The sequence below is a fragment of the Pseudomonas sp. R9.37 genome, from assembly GCF_963878885.1.
GTDB lineage: Bacteria > Pseudomonadota > Gammaproteobacteria > Pseudomonadales > Pseudomonadaceae > Aquipseudomonas.
This window is the reverse complement of record NZ_CAWNZA010000002.1, coordinates 1-23,822: the sequence shown is the minus strand read 5'-3', so window position 1 is coordinate 23,822 and position 23,822 is coordinate 1. Positions and strand designations below refer to the sequence as shown.

Genomic DNA, 23,822 nt, shown 5'->3' with positions numbered 1-23,822 from the left:
CTGCAACCGCGGTTTGCCTGGAGAAATGCAGTGAATGTAATGGGGCCGCTGCGCAGCCCAACGCGGGGCAAGCCCGCTCGCCACATCAAGCCCGCTCGCTACATCAAGCATCGCTCGCCACAGTAAATACGCTTGATCATAAGAAAAATGACATCCGCTTCACCGACTTCAGTTCTGCCATAAATCTAATAAATCAGCGGAGAATCGCTCATGGCTCGTTTGCAACGCACCCTGTCGTTAGGGTCGGTGGTGCTGTTTGGCATCGCCTATATGACGCCGATCATTGTGCTCGGCACCTTCGGCATCCTCGCGCAATCCACTGGCGGCATGGTGCCGGCCGCTTACCTGGCCGCCCTGGTGGCGATGTTCTTTACCGCCATGAGTTACGGGCGTATGGCGTCGGCCTTTCCGGTGGCCGGTTCCGCCTACAGCTACGTGCGCAAGGCGATCAGCCCGAAACTGGGCTTTATCGCCGGTTGGGCGGTGTTGCTCGACTACCTGTTCTTGCCCATGGCCATCTGGTTGATCGGGGCGGCGTACCTGCATTCGGCATTCCCTGCGGTGCCGCAATGGATCTGGGTGCTGGCGTTTATCGGCGTCACCACGGCGATCAATATCATCGGTCTGAAACTGGCCAACGGCATTAATGCGCTGCTGATGTTGGTGCAGTTTCTGGTGCTGATTGCGTTTGTCGCGCTGTGCATCCATTACATCGGGGGCGACGCGAGCAAGCCGCTGTGGACCGTCGCGCCGTTCTTCAACGGCCAGATGCACATGCCGCTGATCATGAGCGGGGCGGCGATTGCCTGCTATTCGTTCCTGGGCTTTGACGCGGTCAGTACCTTGACTGAAGAAACCCGCGACCCACGCCGGACCATTCCGCGGGCGATCATGCTGATCACCTTGATCGGCGGGTTGATCTTCGTTGGCGTGTCGTATTTCGTGCAGATCGCGCATCCGTCGTTCGAGTTTGCCGATGTGGATTCGGCGGCCTATGAAATTGCGCGCAATGTCGGCGGTGACCTGTTTGTGTCGATCTTCCTGATCGGCTTGATCGTCGGCCAGTTCGCCTCGGGGCTGTCGGCCCAGGCCAGCGGTTCGCGCTTGTTGTTCGCGATGGGGCGCGACGGCGTGTTGCCCAAGTCGTTCTTTGGCACCTTGCATGCGCGCTTCGGCACGCCGGTCAACAGCATCCTGTTGTGTGCGGTCGTGGCGTTGCTGGCATTGAAGCTGGATGTGACCACCTCCACCTCGTTCATCAACTTCGGTGCATTCCTGGCGTTCAGCCTGGTGAACCTGTCGGTGATCTTTCACTACTGGATCGGCGCGAAAGCGCGTGGCGTGCGTGAGTTGATGTTGTTCCTGCTGTTCCCGGCCATCGGCCTCGCGGCGGACGTGTGGCTGATGGTCAGCCTCGATCATCTGGCGATTTACCTGGGCGTGGTGTGGTTGGCGATCGGCCTGGTTTACCTGGGGTTCCTGACGCGCGGCTTCTCGCAACAGCCGCCGGAAATGGACTTTCAGGAAGCTGCATAGACGCTACAGGTCTATCCTTATTGCAATCGGTTCTCGTTTGGGCGCATGATTTGTGTTACTGTGTAACACATTGATGCACTCAAACGCCCCGGAGGCACTATGAAAACTGGTATCCATCCCGACTACCGCACCGTGCTGTTCCATGACACCGCCGCCGACGTGTTCTTCCTGATAGGCTCCACGGCCGACAGTGATCGCACCCACACACACAGCGATGGCAACACGTACCCTTACATCCCGTTGGACGTCTCCAGCGCCTCGCACCCGATCTACACCGGCCAGCAACGCAAGACTCAGGTCGAAGGCCGGATTGCCGGGTTCAACAAGCGTTTTGCGTCGTTTGGCACCAGCCCAAAAAACGCCGAGGCGTGAGGGATTCACGTTTCACCTCAAAGGCCGCTCCAGCATTTGGAGCGGCTTTTTTTATGCGTTGATATCGCAAGGCCATCACCTGGTAAAAACCAACTAAACTACCGGGTAATCGCCAGGAGGCATTGTCCCAGACCGTAAGGAACGCAGATCGACGATCCGAGGTGTCCCATGGGAGAGTCAGTGACCTTTATCGATGCCAACCGTCCAGTGCTGCTGTTGATCGACGCCCACCCGGACGTTTTGCACAGCCTCAAGCGACTGCTCAGCCTGGAGCCCTTCGAACTGCACAGCGCCACCTGCGCCGCTGATGCCCTGGGCATTCTCGCCACTCAACCCATTGACCTGGTGATGAGCGCCGCGCGTCTGCCGGACATGGATGGTGCCTCGTTGCTGGCGCACATCCACCAACACCACCCGCACACGGTGCGCATTCTGCTGACCGGCGAGACCGACCTGACGCTGATCGTCAAAGCCATTAACGAAGGCCAGATCTACCGTTACCTGAGCAAGCCCTGGAACGATGAAGAACTGCTGCTGGCCCTGCGTCAATCCTTGGCCCATCAGCATTCGGAGCGCGAACGTGGGCGCCTGGAGCTGCTGATCCAGGCGCAGAACGATGAACTCAAGCAGCTCAACGCCACATTGGAAAAACGTGTTGCCTCTCGCACCAGTGAATTGCAGCAAACCGCCGATATGCTCGACCTGGCCTACGAAGAGCTCAAACACAGCTACGCCACGGGCACCGAGGTGTTCTCGTTGTTGGCCAACCTGCGCTTACCGCGCGCCAAGCAGACCAACCGGCAAATCATCGAATTGGTGCGCACCTGGTGTGTGGCCCATGGCGTAGATGAGGCCAGTAACCGCGACCTGACCATGGCTGCCGCGCTCTACAACATCGGCAAATTGAGCTGGAGCGACAGCATGATGGCCTCGCCTTCAGACTTGTTGCACAGCAGCGACCGTGAGCGTTATCGCGCTTACGCCACCCAAAGCGAATCGTTGCTGATGACCCTGGAACCGATGAAAGACGCAGCGCGGCTTATCCGCCATCATCAGGAGCGCTGGGACGGCAGCGGCTTTCCCGATCACCTCAAGGGTGACGCGATTCCCGCAGGTTCGCGCCTGTTGAAACTGGCGGTGGACTTTATCGAGCTGCAAAAGGGCCTGATCCTCGAACGCCAAATGAACAGCGACGAAGCGCTGCTCTATATCCGCAAATACGCCGGTCGCCTTTACGACCCCGACATGGTGGAAAGTTTTGTTTCAGTCTGCGCCACGTACCTCAATGACGTGACCCTGGGCGACCCCAGCGTCAGGGTGCTGGGCACCCGCGAGCTGGAGGAGGGCATGGTGCTGGCGCGCAACCTCAACGCCGATAACGGCATGTTGTTGCTCAACGCCGGCAAGGTGCTGAACCTGCCGCTGGTGGACAAGTTGATTGCCTTTGAGACGATGGAAGGCGCCAGGTACAGCGTGTTTATCAAAGAGCGGCATGAAGGATTGCTTTGCGAATAACGCGCTATCTGTGATCCTTGCGCCTTTGCATTCGAGGCAGTTTTACATGACATCCACTATCCGCATCGCCGCTGCGCTGTTGATTGGCAGCGACGGCCGAACCCTGCTGGTGCGCAAGCGCGGCACCCAGGCGTTCATGCAACCGGGTGGCAAGATTGACGCCGGCGAACAACCGGCCCAAGCCCTGGCCCGTGAGCTATTTGAGGAACTCAACCTGTGCATCGAGCCAAGCCAAGCTGTCTATCTTGGCCACTTCTCGGCCCCCGCCGCCAATGAGCCTGGGTTCACCGTGGACGCCGAGCTGTTCCAGGTGCACATCGACGTAGCGGTGACGCCCGCGGCCGAAATCGAAGAAGTGCGCTGGATCGACCCTGCCGGTGACGGTGGCCTGCAACTGGCGCCGTTGACGCGCGACGTGATCCTGCCGTTTTACCGCGCATCGCTGACCTGCGACGCATGATGATTCGGTCACTTGGCGCCAACGACGCCGAGGCTTATCGGGCGTTGATGCTTGAGGCGTACGGCGCTTATCCGCAGGCGTTCACCTCCAGCGTGGCGGAGCGCGCGCTGATGCCCTTGAGCTGGTGGGAAAAGCGCGTCGACAGCCCGCTGGATCGGCTGCTCGGGGCTTTTGAGGGGGACGCATTGGTCGGCATTGTCGGCCTGGCGTTCGAGCCCCGTGAGAAAGCGCGGCACAAGGTGACCTTGTTCGGTATGTACGTGAACCGGGCGTACCAGCACCGAGGCCTGGGCCGTCAGTTGGTGGAGGCGGCGCTCGCCGAGGCGCGTGAACATCCGCACCTCACACTGATTCAGCTGACCGTCACCGCTGGCAACGACGCCGCCTTCGCGTTGTACCAGCGCTGCGGCTTCATCCAGTACGGCCTGGAGCCACTGGCGGTGCGGGTGGGCGAGGATTATTTCGACAAGATCCACATGTGGCGTGAACTCAAGGTCGACTGAAATCCCAGGTGGGAACTCAATCCCATGTGGGAGCTGGCTTGCCTGCGATAACATCGCCTCGGTGCTGCAGTCAGACCGCGTCGTCTGCATCGCAGGCAAGCCAGCTTCCACATTTTTAATCTGTGTCGTTCAGCGAACGGCGCTGACGCCATCGAGCGTGGAAAACGACGTGTCCTTGGCCGTCAGCAAAAAGTCGCGCATGTACGGCGCGTCCAGCATGTCTGCACGAATCCCCGCATACAACGTCGCGAACAGCCCTTTCTCGCCCAACCGCTTGGCCTTCACGTAACCGCGCGAGCTGTACTCATGCAGCGCCCAATGCGGCATGCCGCACACACCACGGCCACTGGCTACCAGCTGCATCATCATGACGGTGAGTTCCGAGGTGCGCACCTGGGCCGGTTCCACGTCGGCCGGCTCTAAAAAGCGCGTGAAAATGTCCAGACGATCGCGTTCCACCGGGTAGGTGATCAGGGTCTCGGTGAGCAAATCTTCGGGCACGATGTACGATTTGTTCGCCAGTGCGTGCTGGTTGGCCACGGCCAGCATGGCTTCGTAAGTGAACAGCGGCACGTAGGTGATGCCCGGCAATTCCAGCGGGTCGGAAGTCACCACCAGGTCCAGGTCGCCCCGCGCCAGCGCCGGCAGTGGCGCGAAGGCGAAACCGGAGGCCAGGTCCAGCTCGACTTCCGGCCAGGCATCGCGGAACTGGTCGATGGTCGGCATCAGCCACTGGAAGCAGCTGTGGCACTCAATGGCCATGTGCAAACGCCCGGCGGTGCCGCCGGCGAGACGCGCAATATCGCGCTCGGCGCCGCGCAGCAAGGGCAGGGTGGCGTCGGCCAGTTGCAGCAAACGCAGGCCGGCGCTGGTAAAGCGCAGTGGCTTGGTCTTGCGCACGAACAGCTGCATGCCCAAGCGCTCTTCCAGCTCCTTGAACTGATGGGACAGTGCCGACTGCGTCAGGTGCAGGCGCTCGGCGGCTTCGACCAGGCTGTCGGCTTCGCGCAAGGCGTGCAGGGTCTTGAGGTGACGGATTTCGAGCACGGGCTCTCCATGAAGACGATTTGTGAAAAACAGCAATGGCGTGAGTTTGTCTCATGTTGCAAGGCGTGTCGATCATGACCGCTGGGCGCCGTTCATCAAACTGTCACGCAACTGTGGCAGCGCGCTTGAACAAACTTCATCAGACTCGCGCTCTACTGGGGTTCTGTGTTTCGGTGTTTTTCATGCGCGTGTTGTGTTTACTGGCCGCTCTATTGTTCGGCCTGCCGTCTTTTGCGGCTTCTCGATGTGACGTCAATGTCCCGACGCAAACGGTCGACCTGGCTCAGGTGAGCATTGCCTACCAGAGCATCGGCCGTGCGTCCGACCCTGCATTGCTGCTGGTCATGGGCCTGGGCGGGCAGTTGATCCACTGGCCGGACGAAGTTGTCGTGGCGCTGTGCGAACAAGGGTTTCGGGTGATTCGCTACGACAACCGTGACGTCGGCCTGTCCACGTGGCGCCAGGCACCGGCCAGTGCCAACCTGACCTTCGAAGTGCTGCGCTACAAACTCGGCCTGCCGGTGGCGGCGCCTTACACGCTGACCGACATGGCCGACGACGCCCTGGGCTTGATGGACGCGTTGCAGATCCGCCAATTCCACGTGCTGGGTGCGAGCATGGGCGGCATGATCGCCCAGCACCTGGCGGCCATGGCGCCGCAACGGGTCGAGAGCCTGACGTTGATCATGACCAGCTCCGGCGCCGAAGGCTTGCCGGCGCCGAGTGCGGCATTGGTGCAGTTGCTGTCGCGGCGCAGCGCGCCCAACCGTGAAGTGGCGCTGGAGCAACAGGCCGACTTGCTGGCGGCGTTGGGCAGCCCGAATGTGAAGGACGATCGCCAGGTATTGCTGCATCAGGCCGCGCTGTCCTACGACCGCGCCTTCAACCCGGACGGGGTCAAGCGCCAGATCATGGCGATCCTCGCCGAGCCCAGTCGTGTGCCGCTGCTCAATCAATTGCGTGTGCCAACGCTGGTGGTGCATGGCACTGCCGACCCGTTGCTGCCAGTGATGCACGGTGTGCATTTGGCCGCGCATATCCAGGGCAGCCAGTTGAAATTGATTCCCGGCCTGGCGCATCGTTTTCAGGAGGCGTTCAAGGCGCCGTTGCTGGCGGCGGTGTTGCCGTACCTGCAAGCCCATCGCGAAGATGCCGCGCACTGGGCGCAGATTGATTTGGGGCAGCCTTCGAAGGTGTTGTGAAGTTGGTGTATCGTGCAACTTTTACGGCGCATCAATGCCAGCGAGGTTGCCTACCATGAGTACTCCCCTGAAAATCGATTTCGTCAGCGACGTGTCTTGCCCCTGGTGCATTATCGGCCTGCGTGGGCTGACTGAGGCGTTGGACCAGCTGGGCGCTGAGGTGCAGGCCGAGATTCATTTCCAGCCGTTTGAGCTGAACCCGAATATGCCGGCTATCGGGCAGAACATCGTTGAGCACATCACTGAAAAATACGGCTCCACGGCAGAGGAATCGCAGGCTAACCGTGCGCGTATTCGTGACTTGGGTGCGGCGTTGGGCTTTGCGTTTCGCACTGACGGGCAGAGTCGTATCTACAACACGTTTGATGCGCATCGCTTGCTGCATTGGGCTGGGTTGGAAGGGTTGCAGTACAACCTGAAGGAAGCGCTGTTCAAGGCTTATTTCAGTGATGGGCAAGACCCGTCCGACCCTGCGACCTTGGCGATTATTGCTGAAAGTGTTGGGTTGGATGTCACGCGTGCTGCGCAGATTCTGGCCTCTGATGAATACGCCGCAGAGGTGCGCGAGCAAGAGCAGCTGTGGATTTCCCGAGGGGTGACTTCGGTGCCAACTATCGTGTTCAACGATCAGTATGCGGTCAGTGGGGGGCAACCGGCTGAGGCCTTCGTTGGGGCGATACGTCAGATCATCAGTGAGGCCAAGGGCTGATAGGTCTTCGGGGCCTTGTGTACCTATCCTGAGTGATTGCAGCAACAGCAGATCTGCTTTTCTCTGGGAGCTGGCTTGCCTGCGATGCAGGCACCTCGGTACATCAGGCGCGCCCAGTCGATGCTATCGCAGGCAAGCCAGCTCCCACATTTGTCCGAGTACACCTGATGCACTGAGCTTCAAGTGTGGGAGCGGGCTCGCTCGCGAAGGCGGCGGGCCGGCCGCCAGCCAACCAGAACCAACCCATCACTCAAACTTGTAACTGATCGCCGTCTGCACCTGCCCCTGGTTCACATCACCCGTCTGCTTGACGATCGTGCTGTTGGCCGCCGACCCCACCAGGTGCGTCCAACTGGCGCTGGTCAATAACGACCAATGCGTATCCAGCGGAAATTCAAAACTCTGGGTCAGCGTCAGGTTCTGGAAACCCGCGCTGGCGTTATAGGCCCGAATGCCCGAAGCCGCCGACTCCTTGTCATCCACACCAAAAAAAGTCTGCGTCTGGCGCGCATCGGCAAAGTGCGCCATCAGGCCGGTGCTGCCGATGATGCCGCCGCCCAACGGGTAACCCAGCTCACCGCCGAGCTTGCCCAACACGCCACTCTGATCACGCCCGCCGCCCACGGCCTGGCCGACCTGCGCGTACACGCGCCAGAACTCGGCCGGAGCGTATTGGATGAAACCGCCGACTTCCGCCATGTCCGACACATCGCGCAAACCGCGCAGTGAGCCATTGGCCGTGCGGCCCGACAGGTAATTGATGTAAGGGCCGGCAGTAATGCCGTTGGTGTTCAGCGCGCTCCAGGTCAGGCCGTCGTCGGTGCCCAGGCTGACACTGCCCCAGTCCAGATCGAAGTAGGGAATCGGCCGGGTTTCGTAGCGGCTGCCGGTAGGGTCGTGGGGTTGATAGCTGACACCCGCACCCACTTCGCCGGTAGCGCCGTCGGCCCATACCGTGCTGGAAAAGCCCCACAGCCCCAGCAAACCGGCGAATACAGCAGAAGTAACCTTGAACATGGAGCCATTTCCTTATCTGAACATGCGCGCATTCACGCGCGAAGGGCGTCCCTGACGCAAGCACTCATCTTGTTTGTAGCAAGCTACAAAAATTGTAGCTCCTGCGACACAAAACACCCGGGCTATCGGCCAAAACCCCAGCCCTGCGGGCTTTTAGCCAGTTGGCACAATCCCTGCTCTACCCCTCCTGCAAGCGCAAAGAGCGCGATTTTCTTCAAGCCCTCCAACTCAAGGAAAGGCAATGATCCACTGGCATATCGTGTGTGACTTCGACGGGACCATCACCCCAACCGACGTCATCGACAACGTCCTCCAACGCTTCGCCGGCCCCGAGTGGGAAACCATCGAACAGGAATGGCTGGATGGGCATATCGGTTCCCGCGAATGCCTGAGCCGTCAACTGGCGCTGATCAAAGCAACCCCGGCTGAACTGCTGGCGTACTTCGACAGCGTCGAGATCGACCCGGACTTCCCGGACTTCGTCGATCACGTCATGGGCCTGGGCGCGACCATCGAAGTGGTCAGCGACGGCATCGAACAAGGCATCGCGCGCATCCTGTCGCGCAACTACGTGACCTTGCTGCCGATCCTCGCCAACCGCCTGCGCCAGGTCGACCAGAACAGCTGGCGCATCGACTTCCCGTATTCCAGCGATGCCTGCCGTGCCGCTTCCGGCAACTGCAAGTGCAAATCCACCCCGCGCAGCAAGCGCGTGCTGGTGATCGGCGACGGCAAGTCCGACATGTGCGTGGCCTCCACCGCCGACTTCGTCTTCGCCAAGGGCAGCCTGGCCGACTATTGCCAGGCCAACAATATTCCTCACGCGCGCTTCGACACCTTCGCCGAAGTGACCGCATTGCTGGCCAAGCTGCCTCAGGGCATCGCGGCCAACGCTACCACCTTTACTGCTGACAACCAGGAACTCTTCCACCATGTCTGATATCCGTATCGCCACTGCCGAAGACCAGATCCTTCTGGATAAAGAAGCCAAGTACTGCTCCTACGGCGACACTGTTCACTACATCGAGCCGCCGCGTATTTTCAGCCGTTGCGAAGGCTCCTACGTGTGGGACACCGAAGACCAGGCCTACCTCGACCTGCAAATGTGGTACTCGGCCGTCAACTTCGGCTACGCCAACCCGCGCCTGAACAACGCGCTGAAACAGCAGATCGACACCCTGCCGCAAATCGCCAGCCAGTACCTGCACAAAGGCAAGATCGAGCTGTCGGAAATGATCGCGGTCGATGCCAAGAAAAAGTTCGGCCTCGACGGTCGCGTGCATTTCAACGTCGGCGGTTCGCAGTCCATCGAAGACTCCCTGAAGGTGGTGCGTAACGCCACCAACGGCAAAAGCCTGATGTTCGCCTTCGAAGGCGGCTACCACGGGCGTACCCTCGGCGCGTCGTCGATCACTTCCAGCTACCGCTACCGTCGCCGCTACGGCCACTTCGGCGAGCGCGCGCAGTTCATCCCGTTCCCGTACCACTTCCGCGGCCCCAAAGGCATGACCAAGGAAGAGTACGGCAGCCACTGCGTGCAGCAATTCGCCCGTCTGTTCGAGACCGAATACAACGGCGTGTGGGACCCGAAAGTCGGCCAGAGCGAATACGCAGCGTTTTACGTCGAGCCGATCCAGGGCACCGGCGGCTACGTGATCCCGCCGATGAACTTCTACCGCGAACTCAAGCATGTACTGGACCAGCACGGCATCCTGATGGTGTCCGACGAAATCCAGATGGGCTTCTACCGTACCGGCAAGCTGTGGTCGATCGAGCACTTCGACGTGCAGCCGGACGTGATCGTCTTCGGCAAGGCACTGACCAACGGCCTGAACCCGCTGGGCGGCATCTGGGCGCGTGAAGAATTGATCAACCCGAAGATCTTCCCACCAGGTTCGACGCACTCCACCTTCGCCTCCAACCCACTGGGGACGGCGGTTGGCCTGGAAATGTTCAAGATGACCAGCGAAGTCGACTACGGCGCGATGGTCATGGCCAAGGGCAAATACTTCCTGGAAGGCCTGCAGGACCTGCAGAAACGTTTCCCGATCATCGGCGACGTCGATGGCCTGGGCCTGGCCCTGCGCTGCGAAATCTGTGGCCCGGATGGCTTCACGCCAGACAAGGCGACCCTGGACTACATGGTTGAAGAAGGCATGAAGGGCGACATGGTCGTCGATGGCCAGAAACTGGGCTTGATCCTCGACGTGGGCGGCTACTACAAAAACGTGATCACCCTGGCGCCGTCGCTGGAAATCAGCTACCCGGAAATCGACCTGGGCTTGAAGTTGCTCGAGCAACTGCTGGTGCGAGCGACTAAACGGTGAGCACTTCCGGGATCGACCTCGGTGAAGGTGATGCCGGCTTCGTTCTCGGTGAAGGTCCGGTCGGGATCCTGCTGATCCACGGCCTGACCGGCACCCCGACGGAATTGCGTCAAGTCGCCAAAGGCTTGGCCAAGGCGGGTAACTGCACGGTGTACGTGCCCACCCTGGCTGGGCATTGCGGCGACAACAGCGACCTGCAAGCCACCGGCTGGCTGGACTGGTACGAAGGCGTGCGCAATACCTTCGTGCAGGTCAAGCAACGTCACGAGCAGGTATTTGTCGGTGGCTTGTCCATGGGGGCGGTGATGTCGATGTACGTGGCCGCCGAACACCCTGGGCAAGTCGCCGGGCTGTTGATGTATTCCACGACCTTGAAATATGACGGCTGGAGTATTCACAAGCTGGCGTTTCTCACGCCACTGCTGATGAAAATTCCGTTCGGCGTACACATCTGTCGCTTCGAAGAGAAGCCGCCTTACGGCATCAAGAACGAGCGCCTGCGGGCCATCGTCGAGCGTCAGATGAAGGAAGGAGAGAGTAGCGAAGCCGGTTTGCTGACCATGGAAGGCATTACGGTGCGCGAGTTGCACCGCATGAACGCCGTGGTCAAGAAACGCATGCCCGAGGTCAAGGTACCGGCGCTGGTTTTGCACTCCATCGAGGACGACATCACCAGCCGCTGGAACGCCGATTACGTGGAGCGCCATTTGGGCGGCCCCGTGACCAAGATCCTGTTGGACAACTGCTACCACATGATCACCGTCGACCTGCAATACCGACGCGTGATCGAGTTGAGCGCCGAGTTTGTCGAGCAACATGCCTGCGTCAGTCGCACGCGCGCTGCCAGTGGCGAGCGGGCTTGCCCCGCGGTGGGTGGCGCCGCCGCCCCATCACTGACACTGCATGCTTCCAGTTAGAACCGAGGTGCCTGGGTTTGGGGCTGCTCCGCCCACCGCGGAGCAAGCCCGCTCGCCACAAGAAATAGAAAAAAAGGGAAACCCGTGATCACCGCTCAAGCCTTCTCGACTATCCGGGCCATCCAGCGCAGTGCCTGGAACGACTGTTTTCCCGGTGCCCTGGAGGATTGGGATTTTTACGTCGCCGTGGAAAACGCGGCCATTGATGACTTCAAATGGCGTTACCTGGCCGTTTACGAAGATGAAACGCTGGTGGCAGTGGCCGCTGCGTTCATCACCCATTATCGCCTCGACACCACGGTGTCGGGTGCCGGCAAGCGTTTTACCGAACGCCTGGAGCGACTGTGGCCGGGTGTTTTGCGGTTGCCGCTGTATGCCATTGGCTCGCCGATAGCCGAGCGTTGCGACGCTGGTATTGCAAGCGCCATACCCCAGGCGCGGCGCCCAGTGTTGCTCAAGCAGTTGCTGCAAGCCGCGCGACAGGATGCCAATGCCTTCGGGATTGGCCTGGTGGCGGTCAAAGATGTACCGACCGACGACCCGCACTGGGCGACCAGCTGCCGCAGCGCAGGTTTCCAGAGCATGCCGAGCTTGCCCAGCGGTCTGCTGACGGTGCCCTACGGTTCGGTAGACGCCTACCTTGGCTCGTTGTGCAAATCGACGCGCAAGGACCTGCGCCGTAAACTGCGTGCGCCGGGCCCGCGCGTGGAGTGGCGGCGCAATATTGATGATGTATTGCCGCAGGTCATGCGCTTGTACGAGGCCACGCTCGCGCGCTCGCAGCTGCAGTTCGAACGTTTGCCGGCGCGTTACTTCACCGGCATCCTCGAACGGCTTGAAGGGCGTGCGGTCTGTGTTCTTTATTGGGTGGACGAGCAGCTGGTGGCGTTCAATCTGATCCTGCTGGACCAGCACCGCCTGATCGACAAGTTCTTTGGGCACGACATGGCATTCAGCCGCGAATACAACCTGTACTTTCGCAGTTGGCTGACCAACGTCGACTACTGTATTCAGCACAAGATCCCTGTGTACGAGTGCGGTCAGGAAGGGTATGCCAGTAAGCTGCGCCTGGGGTGCGAGTTCCAAGGCAACAGCATGTTCTTCCGTCACCGTAACCGGCTGGTCAACAGCCTGCTCAAGCTCGTGAAAATGTACCTGAGACCGGACCGTTCCGACCCTGCCATGGCTGCTGCGATAAGCGAAACCTGATGATCACCAAAACCCGCCAGAAAGCCCGCCCCTTTGCCATTTCGCGCTGGAGCGTCCAGCGCAAGCTGGTGCTGGCGTTCTGGCTGGTCAGCGTTATTCCCACCATGATCGCCGCCGAGCTGGCGGCGACCACGCTGTCGCAGATTTTCGACAGTAACGTGCGTATCTGGCTGCAAGAGTCGACCAAGATCGTCAAGGACGAAATCGGCGACATCCTTCATGACAACGCGCGCATGGCCAAGCTGTTCCTGCGCTACACCAGCCCGCCTTCGACCAAGCAGGCCGCCAAGCACGACCGGCTGACCGCCGACATTGCCGACGCCACGGACATCGACGTGGTCGCGCTGATTCGCGTGAGTGATCACAAGGTCGTGTTCAGCACGGCCTCCGACGATGTGGTCAAGCAGATCGACCTGACCAGCAACGCGGTGCTGCAAACCGTGCAGGTGGCGGGCGTGAGTACGGGCCTCGTGGTCTCGACCTTCGAAACCACCCAGGAAGGCGTCGACTACCTGCTGTTGGTGGCGACGTACCTGGACAGCAGTTTCCTCACCAGCGTGGCCGATGTGCATTCCCTCGACCTGCGCCTGTACCTGGCCAATCCGTCGGGCTTTAACGAAATCTTCTCGACCCAGCGTTTCGAAAACCACCCCTCGCGCATTCCCAAGGACGTCGAAACGGCCATGCGCGCCACCAAGCAGCCGAGCGAGCAGTTCACCAACAATTACAGCGGTCTGTATTGGCCAATCTTCAATGATGCCGGCGACCTGCAAGGGGTGATCTTCAGCGGTCTGCTACGCCATACCAGCCTGGTCGGGCTGGTGAATCAGAGCAACCTGTTCGTGCTGATTTTCCTGCTCAGCTCGGCGTTGTCCCTGGGCGCCGGGGTGCTGGTGTCGCGGCGCCTGACCAAACCGTTGCGCGATTTGTCCCAAGGCGTGGACGCGGTGATCTCGGGTCATTACGAACACCGCGTATTGGTCACTGGCGGCGATGAGCTGGCGCAGTTGAGCAGCACCTTCAACCACATGACCGAGCGCCTGGGCGAACTGCATCACCTTGAAGCTCAGTTGCGCCGTCGCGATCGGCTGCACGCCCTGGGCGAAGTCGCCATGGGCCTGGCTCACGAGATTCGCAACCCGCTGGGCATCATCAAAACCGCGACCCAATTGTTGCACCGTCGCGCCGACCTGGCGGAAACCGACAAGCGCCACCTGGAATACGTGATCAGCGAGGTCAGCCGCATCAACGACCTGATCACCGAATTCCTCGATTTCGCCAAACCCAACCCGCCGCTGCGTGTGCAACAGCCGGCGCGTGCGCTGGTGGAAGAGATCCTCGGTTTCTGCAGCCCGGAACTGTCCACGCATAACATTGACGCGCAGATTGACGACCAGGCACCCGGTGCGACGATCTATGCCGATGCCAAACAACTCAAGCAGGCGTGCCTCAACCTGATTCTCAACGCCATCGACGCGATGCCTGAAGGCGGGCGTCTGACCCTGGGCATTCGCAGTGTCGACGGCAACACGGTGATCAGCATCGCCGACACCGGCCAGGGCATCCCGGCGGATATGATCGAGCGGATCTTCACACCGTTCGTCACCACCAAGGCCTCGGGCACGGGCCTGGGCCTGGCAAAAGTCTATTCGATCATGGAAAGTCACGACGGCAGCATTGAATGTGCCAGTGAGAAAGATGCCGGCGCCACCTTCAGCCTGTACATTCCGGCCCAGGGTGATGACGACGGCGACGATGAGGATGGTCATGACGCATAACGTATTGGTAGTCGACGACGAGCCCAAGCTCTGCGACCTGCTGTCGTCGGCCCTGAGCCAGAACGGCATTCAGGTATTTACCGCAAGCAATGGCCTGCACGCGCTCAAGGTGCTGGAACAGGAAGACATCGACCTGGTGATCAGTGACTGGCGCATGCCCGGCATGGACGGCCCGGCGCTGCTGGCCGAGATCAAGGTGCGTTTTCCGGACTTGCCGGTGATCGTGATGACCGCCTACAGCACGGTGAAAAACGCCGTGCAATCGATGCGCAACGGCGCCTATGACTACATTGCCAAGCCGTTCGACATCGACGAACTGGACATCACCGTAGCCAAGGCCTTGCAGTTTCGCGACATCATGCGCGACAACGCGCGGCTGCGCGCCGAACTCGATCACCATGCGCAGTTCGACAGCCTGGTGGGTGACAGCCCGGCGTTTCGCCAGGTGCTGCATGCAATCGATTCGGTGCGTGACAGCAACGCCACTATCCTGCTGACTGGCGAAAGCGGCACCGGCAAGGAAATGGTCGCGCGCGCGATCCACAAGCACGGCAGCCGTGCCGACAAGCCATTTGTAGCGGTCAACTGCGCGGCGATTCCGGAAGGCTTGCTGGAAAGCGAAATGTTTGGCCATCGCAAGGGCGCCTTCACCGGCGCCGTGGCGGATCGGGTCGGGCGCTTTATGCAGGCTGACAAGGGCACGCTGTTTCTGGATGAGGTGGGCGACATGCCTCTGGCGTTGCAGGCCAAGATTCTGCGCGCGTTGCAGGAGCGGGTGATCGAGCCGGTGGGCGACCCGCGCGAGCGCAAGGTGGATGTGCGGGTGATCGCCGCCACCAACAAAAACCTGCTGGACGCGGTGGCCAATAAAGAGTTTCGCGAAGACCTGTATTACCGCCTGAATGTGTTCCCGATCCCGCTGCCGGCCCTGCGCGAACGCGCTGAGGACATCGTGCCCCTGGCCCGGCACTTCGCCCAGACCCTGAGCGCCACCGCCGGCAAACGCATCACCGGGTTCAGCCCGGAGGCCTTGCAGGCCATGGCCGCGTACAGCTGGCCGGGGAATATCCGCGAACTGCAAAACTGCGTGGAGCGCGCAACCATCGTCGCCGCCAAACCGGTGATCGAAGACATCGACCTGCCGGCCTACCTGTTTGCTTCAAAACCGGCAGAGGACGGCGTCACGGCGTTGCTTGGGGACAACCCTGGCGTGCCTGCGGACCTGGACGCGGCACTGGCGGACGTCGAGAAAACCTACATCCTGGCGGCGTTGCACGAGAGCAACGGCGTGCAGGCTGCCGCGGCGGCGAAAATCGGGATTTCAGAAAGGAGCTTCTGGTATCGGTTGAAAAAGCTGGGGATTCAGGTCGACAAGATCGTCCGCTGAGATTCGGGTGATTCGCACCTCTGAATGTGGGAGCGGGCTTGCTCGCGAAAGCGGTGATTCAGTCAGCGGATATATCGACTGACACGCCGCCTTCGCGAGCAAGCCCGCTCCCACATTTTTGATTGAGGTGTGTCAGGTCACCCTTGCCCGTTTTTGACCGCGGTTGTCAGCTATGCAGGCGCACCCACACGCTCACCAACACCGTCGCTGCCATCAACCATGCCACCGCCGCCACGGCGAGTGATGCTTCCAGGCGCAGGCGGTCGACCATCACATACAGCGTCGCCAAATACACAAAATACGGAATGATCGACCACATCCCAAACACGATGGTGGTCTTCAGGTCCTCCACCGAGCGGCCCTTGCCGACGATGTAGTGCGCAATCAACGCAAAGGTCGGGAACAGCGGCACCAGCCCCGCGATGTAATAGTTTTTGGTCTTGGCCAACGCCGCCAGGACCAACACCACCGCCGCGCCAATGGCGGCCTTCAAGAATAGATCCATCAGTGGCTCAATCCGTATTTCTTGACCTTGTCGAACAGGGTGGTCTTGGCCATTCCCAGTTCCAGGCTGGCCTGGGTCAGGTTGCCGCCGCTGCGCTGCAGGGCATCGTTGAGCAGGTTGCGCTCGAAGGCTTCCACCGCTTCCGTGAAGGCCAGGCCGTGGTTACTGTTGCCGCTGCCGCTTTTCTTGAAGGCGGGCAAGCCCAGGGCAAAGCGCTCGGCGACGTTGCGCAGTTCGCGCACGTTGCCTGGCCAGTCGTGGCTCATCAGTGTCGACACAGTCTGGTTGTCCAGCTCAGGCGCGGTGCGATCAAAGCGCAGGGAGGATTGCTGCAGGAAGTGCTCGAACAACTGCAGGATGTCTTCGCGACGTTCGCGCAACGGCGGCAGTTCCAGGGTGACCACGTTGAGGCGGTAGTAAAGGTCGCTGCGAAATTGGCTGGCGCGGCTCAGCTCATCGAGGTCGGATTTGGTGGCGGCGATCACCCGGCAATCCACGGCCACGCTCTGGTTCGAGCCCAGCCGCTCAAGGGTGCGTTCCTGCAACACCCGCAGCAGTTTTATCTGCAGGTTGATCGGCATGCTTTCCACTTCGTCGAGAAACAGCGTGCCTTCGTGGGCGTGCTCGATCTTGCCGATGCGACGCTTGCCGGCGCCGGTAAAGGCGTTGGCTTCGTGGCCGAAAATCTCGCTTTCGAACAGGTTTTCCGGCAAGCCGCCGCAGTTCAGGGCAACGAACTGATGGGAATGGCGCCGGCTGAAATCATGCAGGCAGCGCGCGACCAGTTCCTTGCCGGTGCCGGTCTCGCCTTCGATCAACACGTTGGCCGACGTGTCGGCGACGTTGGCGATCAGTTCGCGCAGGTTCTGCATCGCCGGCGAGCGGCCGATGATGCGGCCCTCCAGCGAATCACGTTCGGCCAGCTGGCGGCGCAGCGACCACACTTCTCGCGCCAGCCCGCGTTGCTCCAGGGCGCGTCGCGCGACGTCAACCAGGCGTTCGGGGGAGAAGGGCTTTTCCATGAAGTCGTAGGCGCCATTGCGCATGGCCCCGACGGCCATCGAAATATCGCCGTGCCCGGTGATCAGCACTACCGGCAGGCTTTTATCCAGCGCTTTGAGGCGGGTCAGCAGCTCGAGGCCGTCGATGCCCGGCAGGCGAATGTCGCTGATGACGATGCCGGCAAAGTTCTCGCCTATGCGCTTGAGGGCTTCTTCAGCACTGCCCACGCCCACGCTGGGAATGTCTTCCAGCGCCAGGGCCTGTTGGCAGCCGAGCAGCACATGGGGATCGTCCTCGACGATCAGAACGGTGAGTTCGTCTTTTGCGGCTGTGGTGTCTGTATTCATATCGACTCAGCTTTTTGAGTGCCCACCAGCGGCAGGCACAAGACAAAGGCAGTACCACCGCTGGCCGGGTGTTCCACGGCAAGGTTGCCGCCGGTGGCCGCCGCGAGGCTGGCGGAAAGGGTCAGGCCCAGGCCCAGGCCTTGTTCGCCGGGTTTGGTGGTGAAGAACGGTTCGAATAAATGCTTGCGCGTTTCGGGGTCGATACCATGCCCGTTGTCGCGCACGTGCAGGCGGTACTTGCCCTCAAACACGTGGCCATCCAACCACAGTTCGGGCGCAGGTTGCGCCTGCATCGCGTCCAGGGCATTGCCGATCAGGTTGACCAGGATCTGCTCCAGGCGCGTCTGGTCGATTTGCAATTGAGCGTTGGCGAATTCGCGGTGCACGGTCAACGGCAGGCCGTCGAGACGAGCGCCGAGCACCTGGAACGCGGCGTCCACGGCTTTACCGAGGTTGGCTTCGCCCTGGTCATCGCCGCGCCGGGCAAAGGAGCGCAGGCTAGCGGTGATGCGGCCCATGCGGTCGATCAGTTCATTGATGGTTTTGAGGTTGGCGCTGGCAGTGTCGAGGGCGCCACGTTCGAGGAAACGTACCGTGTTGCCTGACAGGGTGCGCAGTGCCGCCAGCGGCTGGTTCAACTCGTGGGCGATGCTGGTGGACATCTGGCCGATGGCAGCGAGTTTTCCCGCTTGCACCAGTTCGTCCTGGGCGCGGCGCAAGGTTTCTTCGGCCTGGCGCCGTTCGCGAATCTGGCCCTTGAGCCGTTCGTTGCTGGCACGCAGGTCGGCGGTGCGTTCGGCAATCCGACGCTCCAGCTGGCTGTTGGCTTCCTGCAAGGCTTCCCGCGCGGCGAGGCGGGTGGCGATCACCTTGCGGCGCTCGTTCCAGGCGATCAGCAAAAACGCCACCAGGCCGAATGCGACGGCGACCAGAATGCCCTGGTTGATCGCCGCGCGGCGCAGGTCATTGAGTGGGGTCAGCAGGGTGAAATTCCACGGCGTGTCGTTGAGCGGGCGGGTTTGGGCGAGGTAGCTGACCTCGTGCTCGTCGTTGACCACTTCGCTGTTGGCCGGGAAGGTCAGCTTTTCGGTGCCCTCATTGAGTCGCTCACGGGCCAGCGGCTCCAGCTCGTTAAGCGTCGCCCAGTAATATTGCAGGCTGTGGGCCAGGCGTTCTTTGGTGTCGTCGCTCAGCGGACGCACCGCCTTGAGCCGGCGGGCGGGGTCGCTGGAGAGGATGATGATGCCGTTCTCGTCGCTCACGAACGCTTCGAGGCGCGCACGCTGCCAGCGCTCTTCGAGGGCTTCGAGGCGCACTTTGACCACGGCGACGCCGATGATCTTGCCGTGCTCTTCCAGGCCGTGGGCCAGGTAGTAGCCGGGCTCGCCGTTGGTGCTGCCGATGCCATAGAAGCGGCCCGGCTGGCCGCGCACGGCATTTTGGAAATAGGCGCGAAAGGACAGGTCTTCACCCTGGTAGCTGTCGGCATCGCGCCAGTTACTGGTGGCCAGCACACGGCCGGTGGTGTCCATCACGTAGATGGCCCGACTGCGACTGCGTCGGTTCAGGCCTTCGAGGTAATCATTGACCGTCTGCCGGGTTTCCTGGTTCGGGTCGGCCAGCAGCGTGGACACGCTGGATTCGAGCTCCAGCAGACTGGGCAGGTAGGTGTATTTGCTCAGTTCACTTTCAACGGTGCGCGCGTGCAGCTCCAACTGGCGTTCGCCGTTGTCGCTGAGGGTGCGAATGCCATAGTACTCACTGACCCAGAAGCCGATATAACCCAAGCCGATCATCAGGGCGATGATCAACGGCGGCAGGAACAGTTGGCGAATCAGACGAGGTTTCACGGCAAGTGATGGCGGTGCGGCGCGAAATTGGTTGGGGTCGCATTTCATCACAGTTGCCTTGGGTCAACCAGAGCTTGTCGGCCTGCTCAGTCCAGTGTGGGAGCGGGCTTGCTCGCGAATGCGGTGGGTCAATGAAAAATGTACCGACTGACACTCCGCCTTCGCGAGCAAGCCCGCTCCCACACAAGCCCACAGTCACATGGGCTCGGTTTTTTGCAGTGGAAGCTCTGTAGGGCTTAGTGCTGCAGGATTTTCTCAAGGAAGTGCTGCGCGCGTTCGGAGCGGGCGCTGATGTCGCCGAAGAACTCCTCCTTCGGGCAGTCTTCGATGATCTTGCCCGCGTCCATGAAGATCACACGGTCGGCCACTTTGCGCGCAAACCCCATTTCGTGGGTTACGCACATCATGGTCATGCCTTCGTGGGCCAGTTGCACCATCACGTCGAGCACTTCGTTGACCATCTCAGGGTCCAGCGCCGAGGTCGGTTCGTCGAACAACATGACGATCGGGTCCATGGCCAGGGCGCGGGCAATCGCCACCCGTTGTTGCTGGCCGCCGGAAAGCTGGCCCGGGTGCTTGTGGGCGTGTGCCGAAAGGCCGACGCGCTCAAGCAGTTGCAGGCCCTTTTTGGTGGCTTCTTCCTTGCTGCGGCCAAGCACCTTGATCTGCGCGATGGTCAGGTTTTCGGTGATGGTCAGGTGCGGGAACAGTTCGAAGTGCTGGAACACCATGCCCACGCGCGAGCGCAGTTGCGGCAGGTTGGTCTTCGGGTCGGCGATGGACGTGCCGTCCACCACCACGTCGCCTTTCTGGAACGGTTCCAGTGCGTTGACGCACTTGATCAGGGTGGATTTACCCGAGCCGGACGGCCCGCACACCACGATCACTTCGCCTTTTTTAACCTCGGTGCTGCAATCGGTCAGCACCTGGAAGTCGCCATACCACTTGTTGATGTTCTTGATAGAGATCATACGGCAAACCTTTTTTGCAGACGCTTGACCAGCAGCGAGGCGGAAAAGCTGATGATGAAGTAGACGACACCGGCGAAGATCAGGAACTCATTGGAGCGGCCAATGATGTCGCCGTTGGAGCGGGCGGAGTTGAGGAAGTCCACCAGGCCCACGGTGTAAACCAGCGAGGTGTCCTGGAACAGGATGATCGACTGTTGCAGCAGCAACGGGGTCATCTTGCGGAACGCCTGGGGCAGGATGATCAGACGCATGGTCTGGCCATAGGTCATGCCCATCGCCTGTGCGGCGGCCATCTGGCCCTTGGGGATCGACTGCACGCCGGCCCGCACGATTTCACAGAAGTACGCGGCTTCGAACATCATGAAGGCCACGACGCAGGAGGTGAACGCACCAATCGGGGTGTCTTCGCCGGTGATCCAGCGCAACACGAACGGCACCGCCAGGTAGAACCAGGTAATCACCAACAGCAGCGGGATCGAGCGGAAGTAGTTCACGTAGGCGCCGGCCAGACGCGACAGCAGTTTGCTGGACGACAGGCGCATCAGCGCCAGCATCGTACCCAGCGCGATACCGCCGATCACACCCATGACCATCAACTGCAAGGTCATGACCATGCCGTTCCACAGGCCAGGAATGGCGGGGATGATGCCGCTGAAATCGAAGTCCATTATTTACCCCCCACGGAGATCAGGCCGGGCACCGCGACTTTCTTCTCGACCACGCGCATCAGCAGCATCAGGCTCATGTTCAGGGTGAAGTAAATCAGCGTGGCCAGGGTGAAGGCTTCAAACAGGTTGGCCGAGAACTCGGCAGTCTGTTTGGTTTGCGCCAGCAGTTCCATCAAGCCGATCAAGGACGCCACGGAGGAGTTCTTGAACACGTTGAGGAATTCCGAGGTAAGCGGCGGAATGATGATGCGGTAAGCCTGAGGCAGCAGCACGTTCCAGTAGATCTGCGGCAGCTTGAAGCCCATGGCGCGTGCGGCAGATTCCTGGCCGCGTGGCAGCGCCTGGATGCCGGTACGCACTTGTTCACACACACGGGCGGCGGTGAACAGGCCCAGGCACACGACGACGCTCAGGTAGGCCGAGGTGGTCGGGTTGAGGTCTTGTTTGTACCAGTCCTGCAGGTTTTGCGGCAGCAGATCGGGTATCAGGAAGTACCAGATAAACAGCTGAACCAGCAGCGGCACGTTACGAAACAGTTCCACGTAGCAGGTCGCGATGCCCGATACGATGCGGTTTGGCACGGTGCGCATGACGCCCAGAATGGACCCCAGCAACAAGGCGATAATCCATGCCACGACAGCGATGGCGATGGTCCAGCCCAAGCCGGCGATGTACCAGTCGAGATAAGTCTCGCTGCCCACGCCAGTGGACTTGAAGAACACGCCCCAGTCCCAGTTGTAATTCATTAGGGTCTCCCCTCGAGATCGATCGATGTACAAGCACCCGCTTGGGGAAGATCCTTTCCCGCCCGACGTTGAACGCCAGGCACACACGATCGGCTCGAAAACCGCCAGGTCGAGTGTTCCAAATTAAAGCCAGCAGGTAGTAACAGACGCCTGAGGGAGGGTTGGCTCCCTCAGGAGATAAGCTTAGTCAGGTATCAGATTTTTACGTCAGGGGCTGGTTTGTCGCTTGGGTTAGCGATCAGCTCCTTAACCTTGTCGCTCATCGGGAAGTTCAGGTTCAGGCCTTTTGGAGGAATCGGGCTCTCGAACCACTTGCTGTAGATCTTGTTGATTTCGCCGGATTTGTACAGACCGACGATGGCGTCATCGACAGCTTTTTTGAAGGCTGGGTCGTCTTTACGCACCATGCACGCGTAGGCTTCGAAAGACTGTGGCGTACCGGTGATGACCCAGTCGTCCGGCTTCTTGGCCTTGGCTTCTTCGCCCGCGAGCAGGGCGTCGTCCATCATGAAGGCGACGGCGCGGCCGCTTTCCAGCATCTGGAAGGATTCGCCATGGTCTTTGGCGGAGATGACGTTCATGCTCATTTGCTTATCGGCGTTCATCGCTTTGATGATGCGCTCGGACGTGGTGCCAGCGGTGGTCACGACGTTTTTGCCTTTCAGGTCGGCAAAGTCAGCGTAGGACGGCTTGCCATCCTTGTCTTTCTTGACCAGCAGGCGGGTACCGATTTCGAACATGTTGACGGTGAAATCAACTTGTTGAGCGCGTTCGGCGTTGTTGGTGGTGGAGCCGCATTCGATATCCGCGGTGCCGTTCTGGATCAGCGGGATACGGGTTTGCGAGGTGACCAGGTTGTACTTGACCTTCAAATCGGGTTTGTTCAGGTCTTTTTTCAGGGCTTCAACGATGGCCAGTTGAATGTCGTGGGAGTAGCCCACGGGTTTGCCCGAGCCGTCCGCGATGTAGGAAAACGGAATGGAGCTGTCGCGGTGAGCGAGAGTGATGGTGCCGGAGTCGTTGATTTTCTTCAGTGTGCCGGTGAGTTCGGCGGCGAAAACTGGAGTGCTGATCAGAGCAGCAGCGATAGCTGCGCCCAGGATATGGGGAACGATGCGCATCAATACTTCCTCGACATTTGTTTTTTTTATGAAGCCGGCTAGACGGCTCTCTTTTGTACAGCGAATGCCCGTGACGGCTCCTGAAGCGTCGCAGGCAATCGTCAGGGAGTGTAGAGCATGAGTCGTGCCATACCAGGAATAAAAGGTTATCTGGTTGATTTATATGGGTATTAAGTTTGTATGGCGGGAGGGATTTGGCGGTTTGGTCCGGCAAACCGAATGGTTTGGGGTGTGGTGTTCGGAAAACCGAATGGCTGCGGTGGGGGGTGTATATCCGTTGCTGCGGTCACGGCGGCTTAGGGTTCCGCTCTTACAGCGGGTCACTTTTGGCAAACGCCCGGAATGCCGGCCCAGCCAAAAGTAACCAAAAGGTCTTTGCCCCACCACTCGGCACCTCGCCCAGGCTCGGTGTGCCCTCACTCCGGCTTGAATCCGTGGGCCGCCGCGACGGGCCATCCATGGCCCAACACGGCTAACCCGGCGTCCTGCCGGGTTACCCACGGATCCAAGCCTGCGTTCGGCCAGCGTGGTTGACGGGGCCTGTCAGATCAAAGTCAAAAGCAAGATCAAGAGCAGAGCACGGCGGCCTGGTAGCCGACCTGAGTGGTTGAAGCAAAAGCAGGGCAGAAGCAC

The 23,822-nt window shown here is 60.4% G+C and carries 22 protein-coding genes; 13 read left to right on the top strand and 9 right to left on the bottom strand.

All coding sequences use genetic code 11. The annotated features are described in order from the left end of the window. Positions 1–210 precede the first annotated feature (210 nt). From AACU78_RS01240 to AACU78_RS01220, 5 genes are all read left to right on the top strand, one after another. Positions 211–1,536 carry an APC family permease gene (locus tag AACU78_RS01240; RefSeq protein ID WP_106579427.1) on the top strand — a complete coding sequence of 442 codons (1,326 nt, stop codon included), beginning with the start codon at positions 211–213 and terminating at the stop codon, positions 1,534–1,536. 99 nt (positions 1,537–1,635) lie between these two features. Continuing rightward, a complete protein-coding gene (locus AACU78_RS01235; protein WP_106579426.1) occupies positions 1,636–1,908 on the top strand; it encodes a type B 50S ribosomal protein L31 in 273 nt (90 codons plus the stop codon). A gap of 168 nt (positions 1,909–2,076) precedes the next feature. Next, positions 2,077–3,423, top strand: a complete 1,347-nt coding sequence (locus AACU78_RS01230) for an HD domain-containing phosphohydrolase (protein ID WP_106579425.1) — start codon at positions 2,077–2,079, stop codon at positions 3,421–3,423. Positions 3,424–3,469: 46 nt separating this feature from the next. Beyond that, complete coding sequence (locus tag AACU78_RS01225; protein WP_106579424.1) at positions 3,470–3,883, top strand: NUDIX hydrolase; 414 nt, start codon at positions 3,470–3,472, stop codon at positions 3,881–3,883. Then, positions 3,880–4,386, top strand: a complete 507-nt coding sequence (locus AACU78_RS01220) for a GNAT family N-acetyltransferase (protein ID WP_106579423.1) — start codon at positions 3,880–3,882, stop codon at positions 4,384–4,386. Before AACU78_RS01225 ends, AACU78_RS01220 begins: the two co-directional genes overlap by 4 nt. Positions 4,387–4,515: 129 nt before the next feature. Here the strand turns inward: AACU78_RS01220 and metR are convergent, their stop codons facing one another. Beyond that, positions 4,516–5,433: a transcriptional regulator MetR gene (gene metR / locus AACU78_RS01215; protein ID WP_057012200.1), complete on the bottom strand. Its 918-nt coding sequence runs from the start codon at positions 5,431–5,433 to the stop codon at positions 4,516–4,518. A 182-nt stretch (positions 5,434–5,615) separates the two neighbouring features. On the opposite strand from metR, the gene AACU78_RS01210 reads away from it, so the two are divergent. Together AACU78_RS01210 and AACU78_RS01205 are read left to right on the top strand one after the other, a co-directional pair. Further along, positions 5,616–6,635: an alpha/beta fold hydrolase gene (locus tag AACU78_RS01210; protein WP_106579422.1), complete on the top strand. Its 1,020-nt coding sequence runs from the start codon at positions 5,616–5,618 to the stop codon at positions 6,633–6,635. A 55-nt stretch (positions 6,636–6,690) separates the two neighbouring features. Further along, positions 6,691–7,344 carry a DsbA family oxidoreductase gene (locus AACU78_RS01205; RefSeq protein WP_106579421.1) on the top strand — a complete coding sequence of 218 codons (654 nt, stop codon included), beginning with the start codon at positions 6,691–6,693 and terminating at the stop codon, positions 7,342–7,344. 246 nt (positions 7,345–7,590) lie between these two features. Here AACU78_RS01205 and AACU78_RS01200 read toward each other — a convergent pair whose 3' ends face one another. After that, positions 7,591–8,361 (bottom strand): MipA/OmpV family protein, encoded by a 771-nt coding sequence (locus AACU78_RS01200; RefSeq protein ID WP_106579420.1) that lies wholly within the window; start codon positions 8,359–8,361, stop codon positions 7,591–7,593. Between the two features lie 241 nt (positions 8,362–8,602). Between AACU78_RS01200 and AACU78_RS01195 the strand changes: the two genes are divergently transcribed. The 6 genes from AACU78_RS01195 to AACU78_RS01170 all read left to right on the top strand — a co-directional run bounded on the left by AACU78_RS01195 (position 8,603) and on the right by AACU78_RS01170 (position 15,979). Beyond that, a complete protein-coding gene (locus AACU78_RS01195) occupies positions 8,603–9,301 on the top strand; it encodes an MtnX-like HAD-IB family phosphatase (RefSeq protein WP_106579419.1) in 699 nt (232 codons plus the stop codon). Further along, positions 9,294–10,688 (top strand): aspartate aminotransferase family protein, encoded by a 1,395-nt coding sequence (locus AACU78_RS01190; protein ID WP_106579418.1) that lies wholly within the window; start codon positions 9,294–9,296, stop codon positions 10,686–10,688. The genes AACU78_RS01195 and AACU78_RS01190 overlap by 8 nt, the downstream gene beginning before the upstream one ends. Continuing rightward, positions 10,685–11,605, top strand: coding sequence for an alpha/beta hydrolase (locus tag AACU78_RS01185; protein ID WP_106579417.1), 921 nt, complete (start codon positions 10,685–10,687; stop codon positions 11,603–11,605). Before AACU78_RS01190 ends, AACU78_RS01185 begins: the two co-directional genes overlap by 4 nt. 84 nt (positions 11,606–11,689) lie before the next feature. Beyond that, the gene (locus AACU78_RS01180; protein WP_106579416.1) at positions 11,690–12,814 is read left to right on the top strand and encodes a GNAT family N-acetyltransferase; all 1,125 of its coding nucleotides are present in this window, start codon (positions 11,690–11,692) and stop codon (positions 12,812–12,814) included. Then, on the top strand, positions 12,814–14,592 hold the full coding sequence (locus AACU78_RS01175; RefSeq protein WP_106579415.1) for a sensor histidine kinase: 1,779 nt from the start codon (positions 12,814–12,816) through the stop codon (positions 14,590–14,592). Before AACU78_RS01180 ends, AACU78_RS01175 begins: the two co-directional genes overlap by 1 nt. Next, positions 14,582–15,979, top strand: a complete 1,398-nt coding sequence (locus AACU78_RS01170; protein ID WP_106579414.1) for a sigma-54-dependent transcriptional regulator — start codon at positions 14,582–14,584, stop codon at positions 15,977–15,979. The genes AACU78_RS01175 and AACU78_RS01170 overlap by 11 nt, the downstream gene beginning before the upstream one ends. A gap of 166 nt (positions 15,980–16,145) precedes the next feature. Here the strand turns inward: AACU78_RS01170 and AACU78_RS01165 are convergent, their stop codons facing one another. The 7 genes from AACU78_RS01165 to AACU78_RS01135 all read right to left on the bottom strand — a co-directional run bounded on the left by AACU78_RS01165 (position 16,146) and on the right by AACU78_RS01135 (position 23,189). Beyond that, positions 16,146–16,484 (bottom strand): GlpM family protein, encoded by a 339-nt coding sequence (locus AACU78_RS01165; RefSeq protein WP_106579413.1) that lies wholly within the window; start codon positions 16,482–16,484, stop codon positions 16,146–16,148. Further along, entirely contained in the window at positions 16,484–17,833 is a 1,350-nt protein-coding gene (locus tag AACU78_RS01160; protein WP_106579412.1) for a sigma-54-dependent transcriptional regulator, read from the bottom strand. The genes AACU78_RS01165 and AACU78_RS01160 overlap by 1 nt, the downstream gene beginning before the upstream one ends. Next, a complete protein-coding gene (locus AACU78_RS01155) occupies positions 17,830–19,731 on the bottom strand; it encodes a sensor histidine kinase (RefSeq protein WP_106579411.1) in 1,902 nt (633 codons plus the stop codon). The genes AACU78_RS01160 and AACU78_RS01155 overlap by 4 nt, the downstream gene beginning before the upstream one ends. Before the next feature lie 188 nt (positions 19,732–19,919). Then, positions 19,920–20,654, bottom strand: coding sequence for an amino acid ABC transporter ATP-binding protein (locus tag AACU78_RS01150; protein WP_012722475.1), 735 nt, complete (start codon positions 20,652–20,654; stop codon positions 19,920–19,922). Next, positions 20,651–21,322 carry an amino acid ABC transporter permease gene (locus tag AACU78_RS01145; RefSeq protein WP_106579410.1) on the bottom strand — a complete coding sequence of 224 codons (672 nt, stop codon included), beginning with the start codon at positions 21,320–21,322 and terminating at the stop codon, positions 20,651–20,653. Before AACU78_RS01145 ends, AACU78_RS01150 begins: the two co-directional genes overlap by 4 nt. Continuing rightward, entirely contained in the window at positions 21,322–22,068 is a 747-nt protein-coding gene (locus AACU78_RS01140) for an amino acid ABC transporter permease (protein WP_003208731.1), read from the bottom strand. Before AACU78_RS01140 ends, AACU78_RS01145 begins: the two co-directional genes overlap by 1 nt. A gap of 194 nt (positions 22,069–22,262) precedes the next feature. Beyond that, positions 22,263–23,189, bottom strand: a complete 927-nt coding sequence (locus AACU78_RS01135; RefSeq protein ID WP_106579409.1) for a glutamate/aspartate ABC transporter substrate-binding protein — start codon at positions 23,187–23,189, stop codon at positions 22,263–22,265. Between the last annotated feature and the right edge of the window lie 633 nt (positions 23,190–23,822).

Bases quoted from the DNA above. Each gene is read 5' to 3' on its own strand.
- AACU78_RS01240 (WP_106579427.1), top strand. From the start codon at position 211: ATGGCTCGTTTGCAACGCACCCTGTCGTTAGGGTCGGTGGTGCTGTTT.
- AACU78_RS01235 (WP_106579426.1), top strand. From the start codon at position 1,636: ATGAAAACTGGTATCCATCCCGACTACCGCACCGTGCTGTTCCATGAC.
- AACU78_RS01230 (WP_106579425.1), top strand. From the start codon at position 2,077: ATGGGAGAGTCAGTGACCTTTATCGATGCCAACCGTCCAGTGCTGCTG.
- AACU78_RS01225 (WP_106579424.1), top strand. From the start codon at position 3,470: ATGACATCCACTATCCGCATCGCCGCTGCGCTGTTGATTGGCAGCGAC.
- AACU78_RS01220 (WP_106579423.1), top strand. From the start codon at position 3,880: ATGATGATTCGGTCACTTGGCGCCAACGACGCCGAGGCTTATCGGGCG.
- AACU78_RS01210 (WP_106579422.1), top strand. From the start codon at position 5,616: ATGCGCGTGTTGTGTTTACTGGCCGCTCTATTGTTCGGCCTGCCGTCT.
- AACU78_RS01205 (WP_106579421.1), top strand. From the start codon at position 6,691: ATGAGTACTCCCCTGAAAATCGATTTCGTCAGCGACGTGTCTTGCCCC.
- AACU78_RS01200 (WP_106579420.1), bottom strand. From the start codon at position 8,361: ATGTTCAAGGTTACTTCTGCTGTATTCGCCGGTTTGCTGGGGCTGTGG.
- AACU78_RS01195 (WP_106579419.1), top strand. From the start codon at position 8,603: ATGATCCACTGGCATATCGTGTGTGACTTCGACGGGACCATCACCCCA.
- AACU78_RS01190 (WP_106579418.1), top strand. From the start codon at position 9,294: ATGTCTGATATCCGTATCGCCACTGCCGAAGACCAGATCCTTCTGGAT.
- AACU78_RS01175 (WP_106579415.1), top strand. From the start codon at position 12,814: ATGATCACCAAAACCCGCCAGAAAGCCCGCCCCTTTGCCATTTCGCGC.
- AACU78_RS01170 (WP_106579414.1), top strand. From the start codon at position 14,582: ATGACGCATAACGTATTGGTAGTCGACGACGAGCCCAAGCTCTGCGAC.
- AACU78_RS01165 (WP_106579413.1), bottom strand. From the start codon at position 16,484: ATGGATCTATTCTTGAAGGCCGCCATTGGCGCGGCGGTGGTGTTGGTC.
- AACU78_RS01160 (WP_106579412.1), bottom strand. From the start codon at position 17,833: ATGAATACAGACACCACAGCCGCAAAAGACGAACTCACCGTTCTGATC.
- AACU78_RS01155 (WP_106579411.1), bottom strand. From the start codon at position 19,731: ATGAAATGCGACCCCAACCAATTTCGCGCCGCACCGCCATCACTTGCC.
- AACU78_RS01150 (WP_012722475.1), bottom strand. From the start codon at position 20,654: ATGATCTCTATCAAGAACATCAACAAGTGGTATGGCGACTTCCAGGTG.
- AACU78_RS01145 (WP_106579410.1), bottom strand. From the start codon at position 21,322: ATGGACTTCGATTTCAGCGGCATCATCCCCGCCATTCCTGGCCTGTGG.
- AACU78_RS01140 (WP_003208731.1), bottom strand. From the start codon at position 22,068: ATGAATTACAACTGGGACTGGGGCGTGTTCTTCAAGTCCACTGGCGTG.
- AACU78_RS01135 (WP_106579409.1), bottom strand. From the start codon at position 23,189: ATGCGCATCGTTCCCCATATCCTGGGCGCAGCTATCGCTGCTGCTCTG.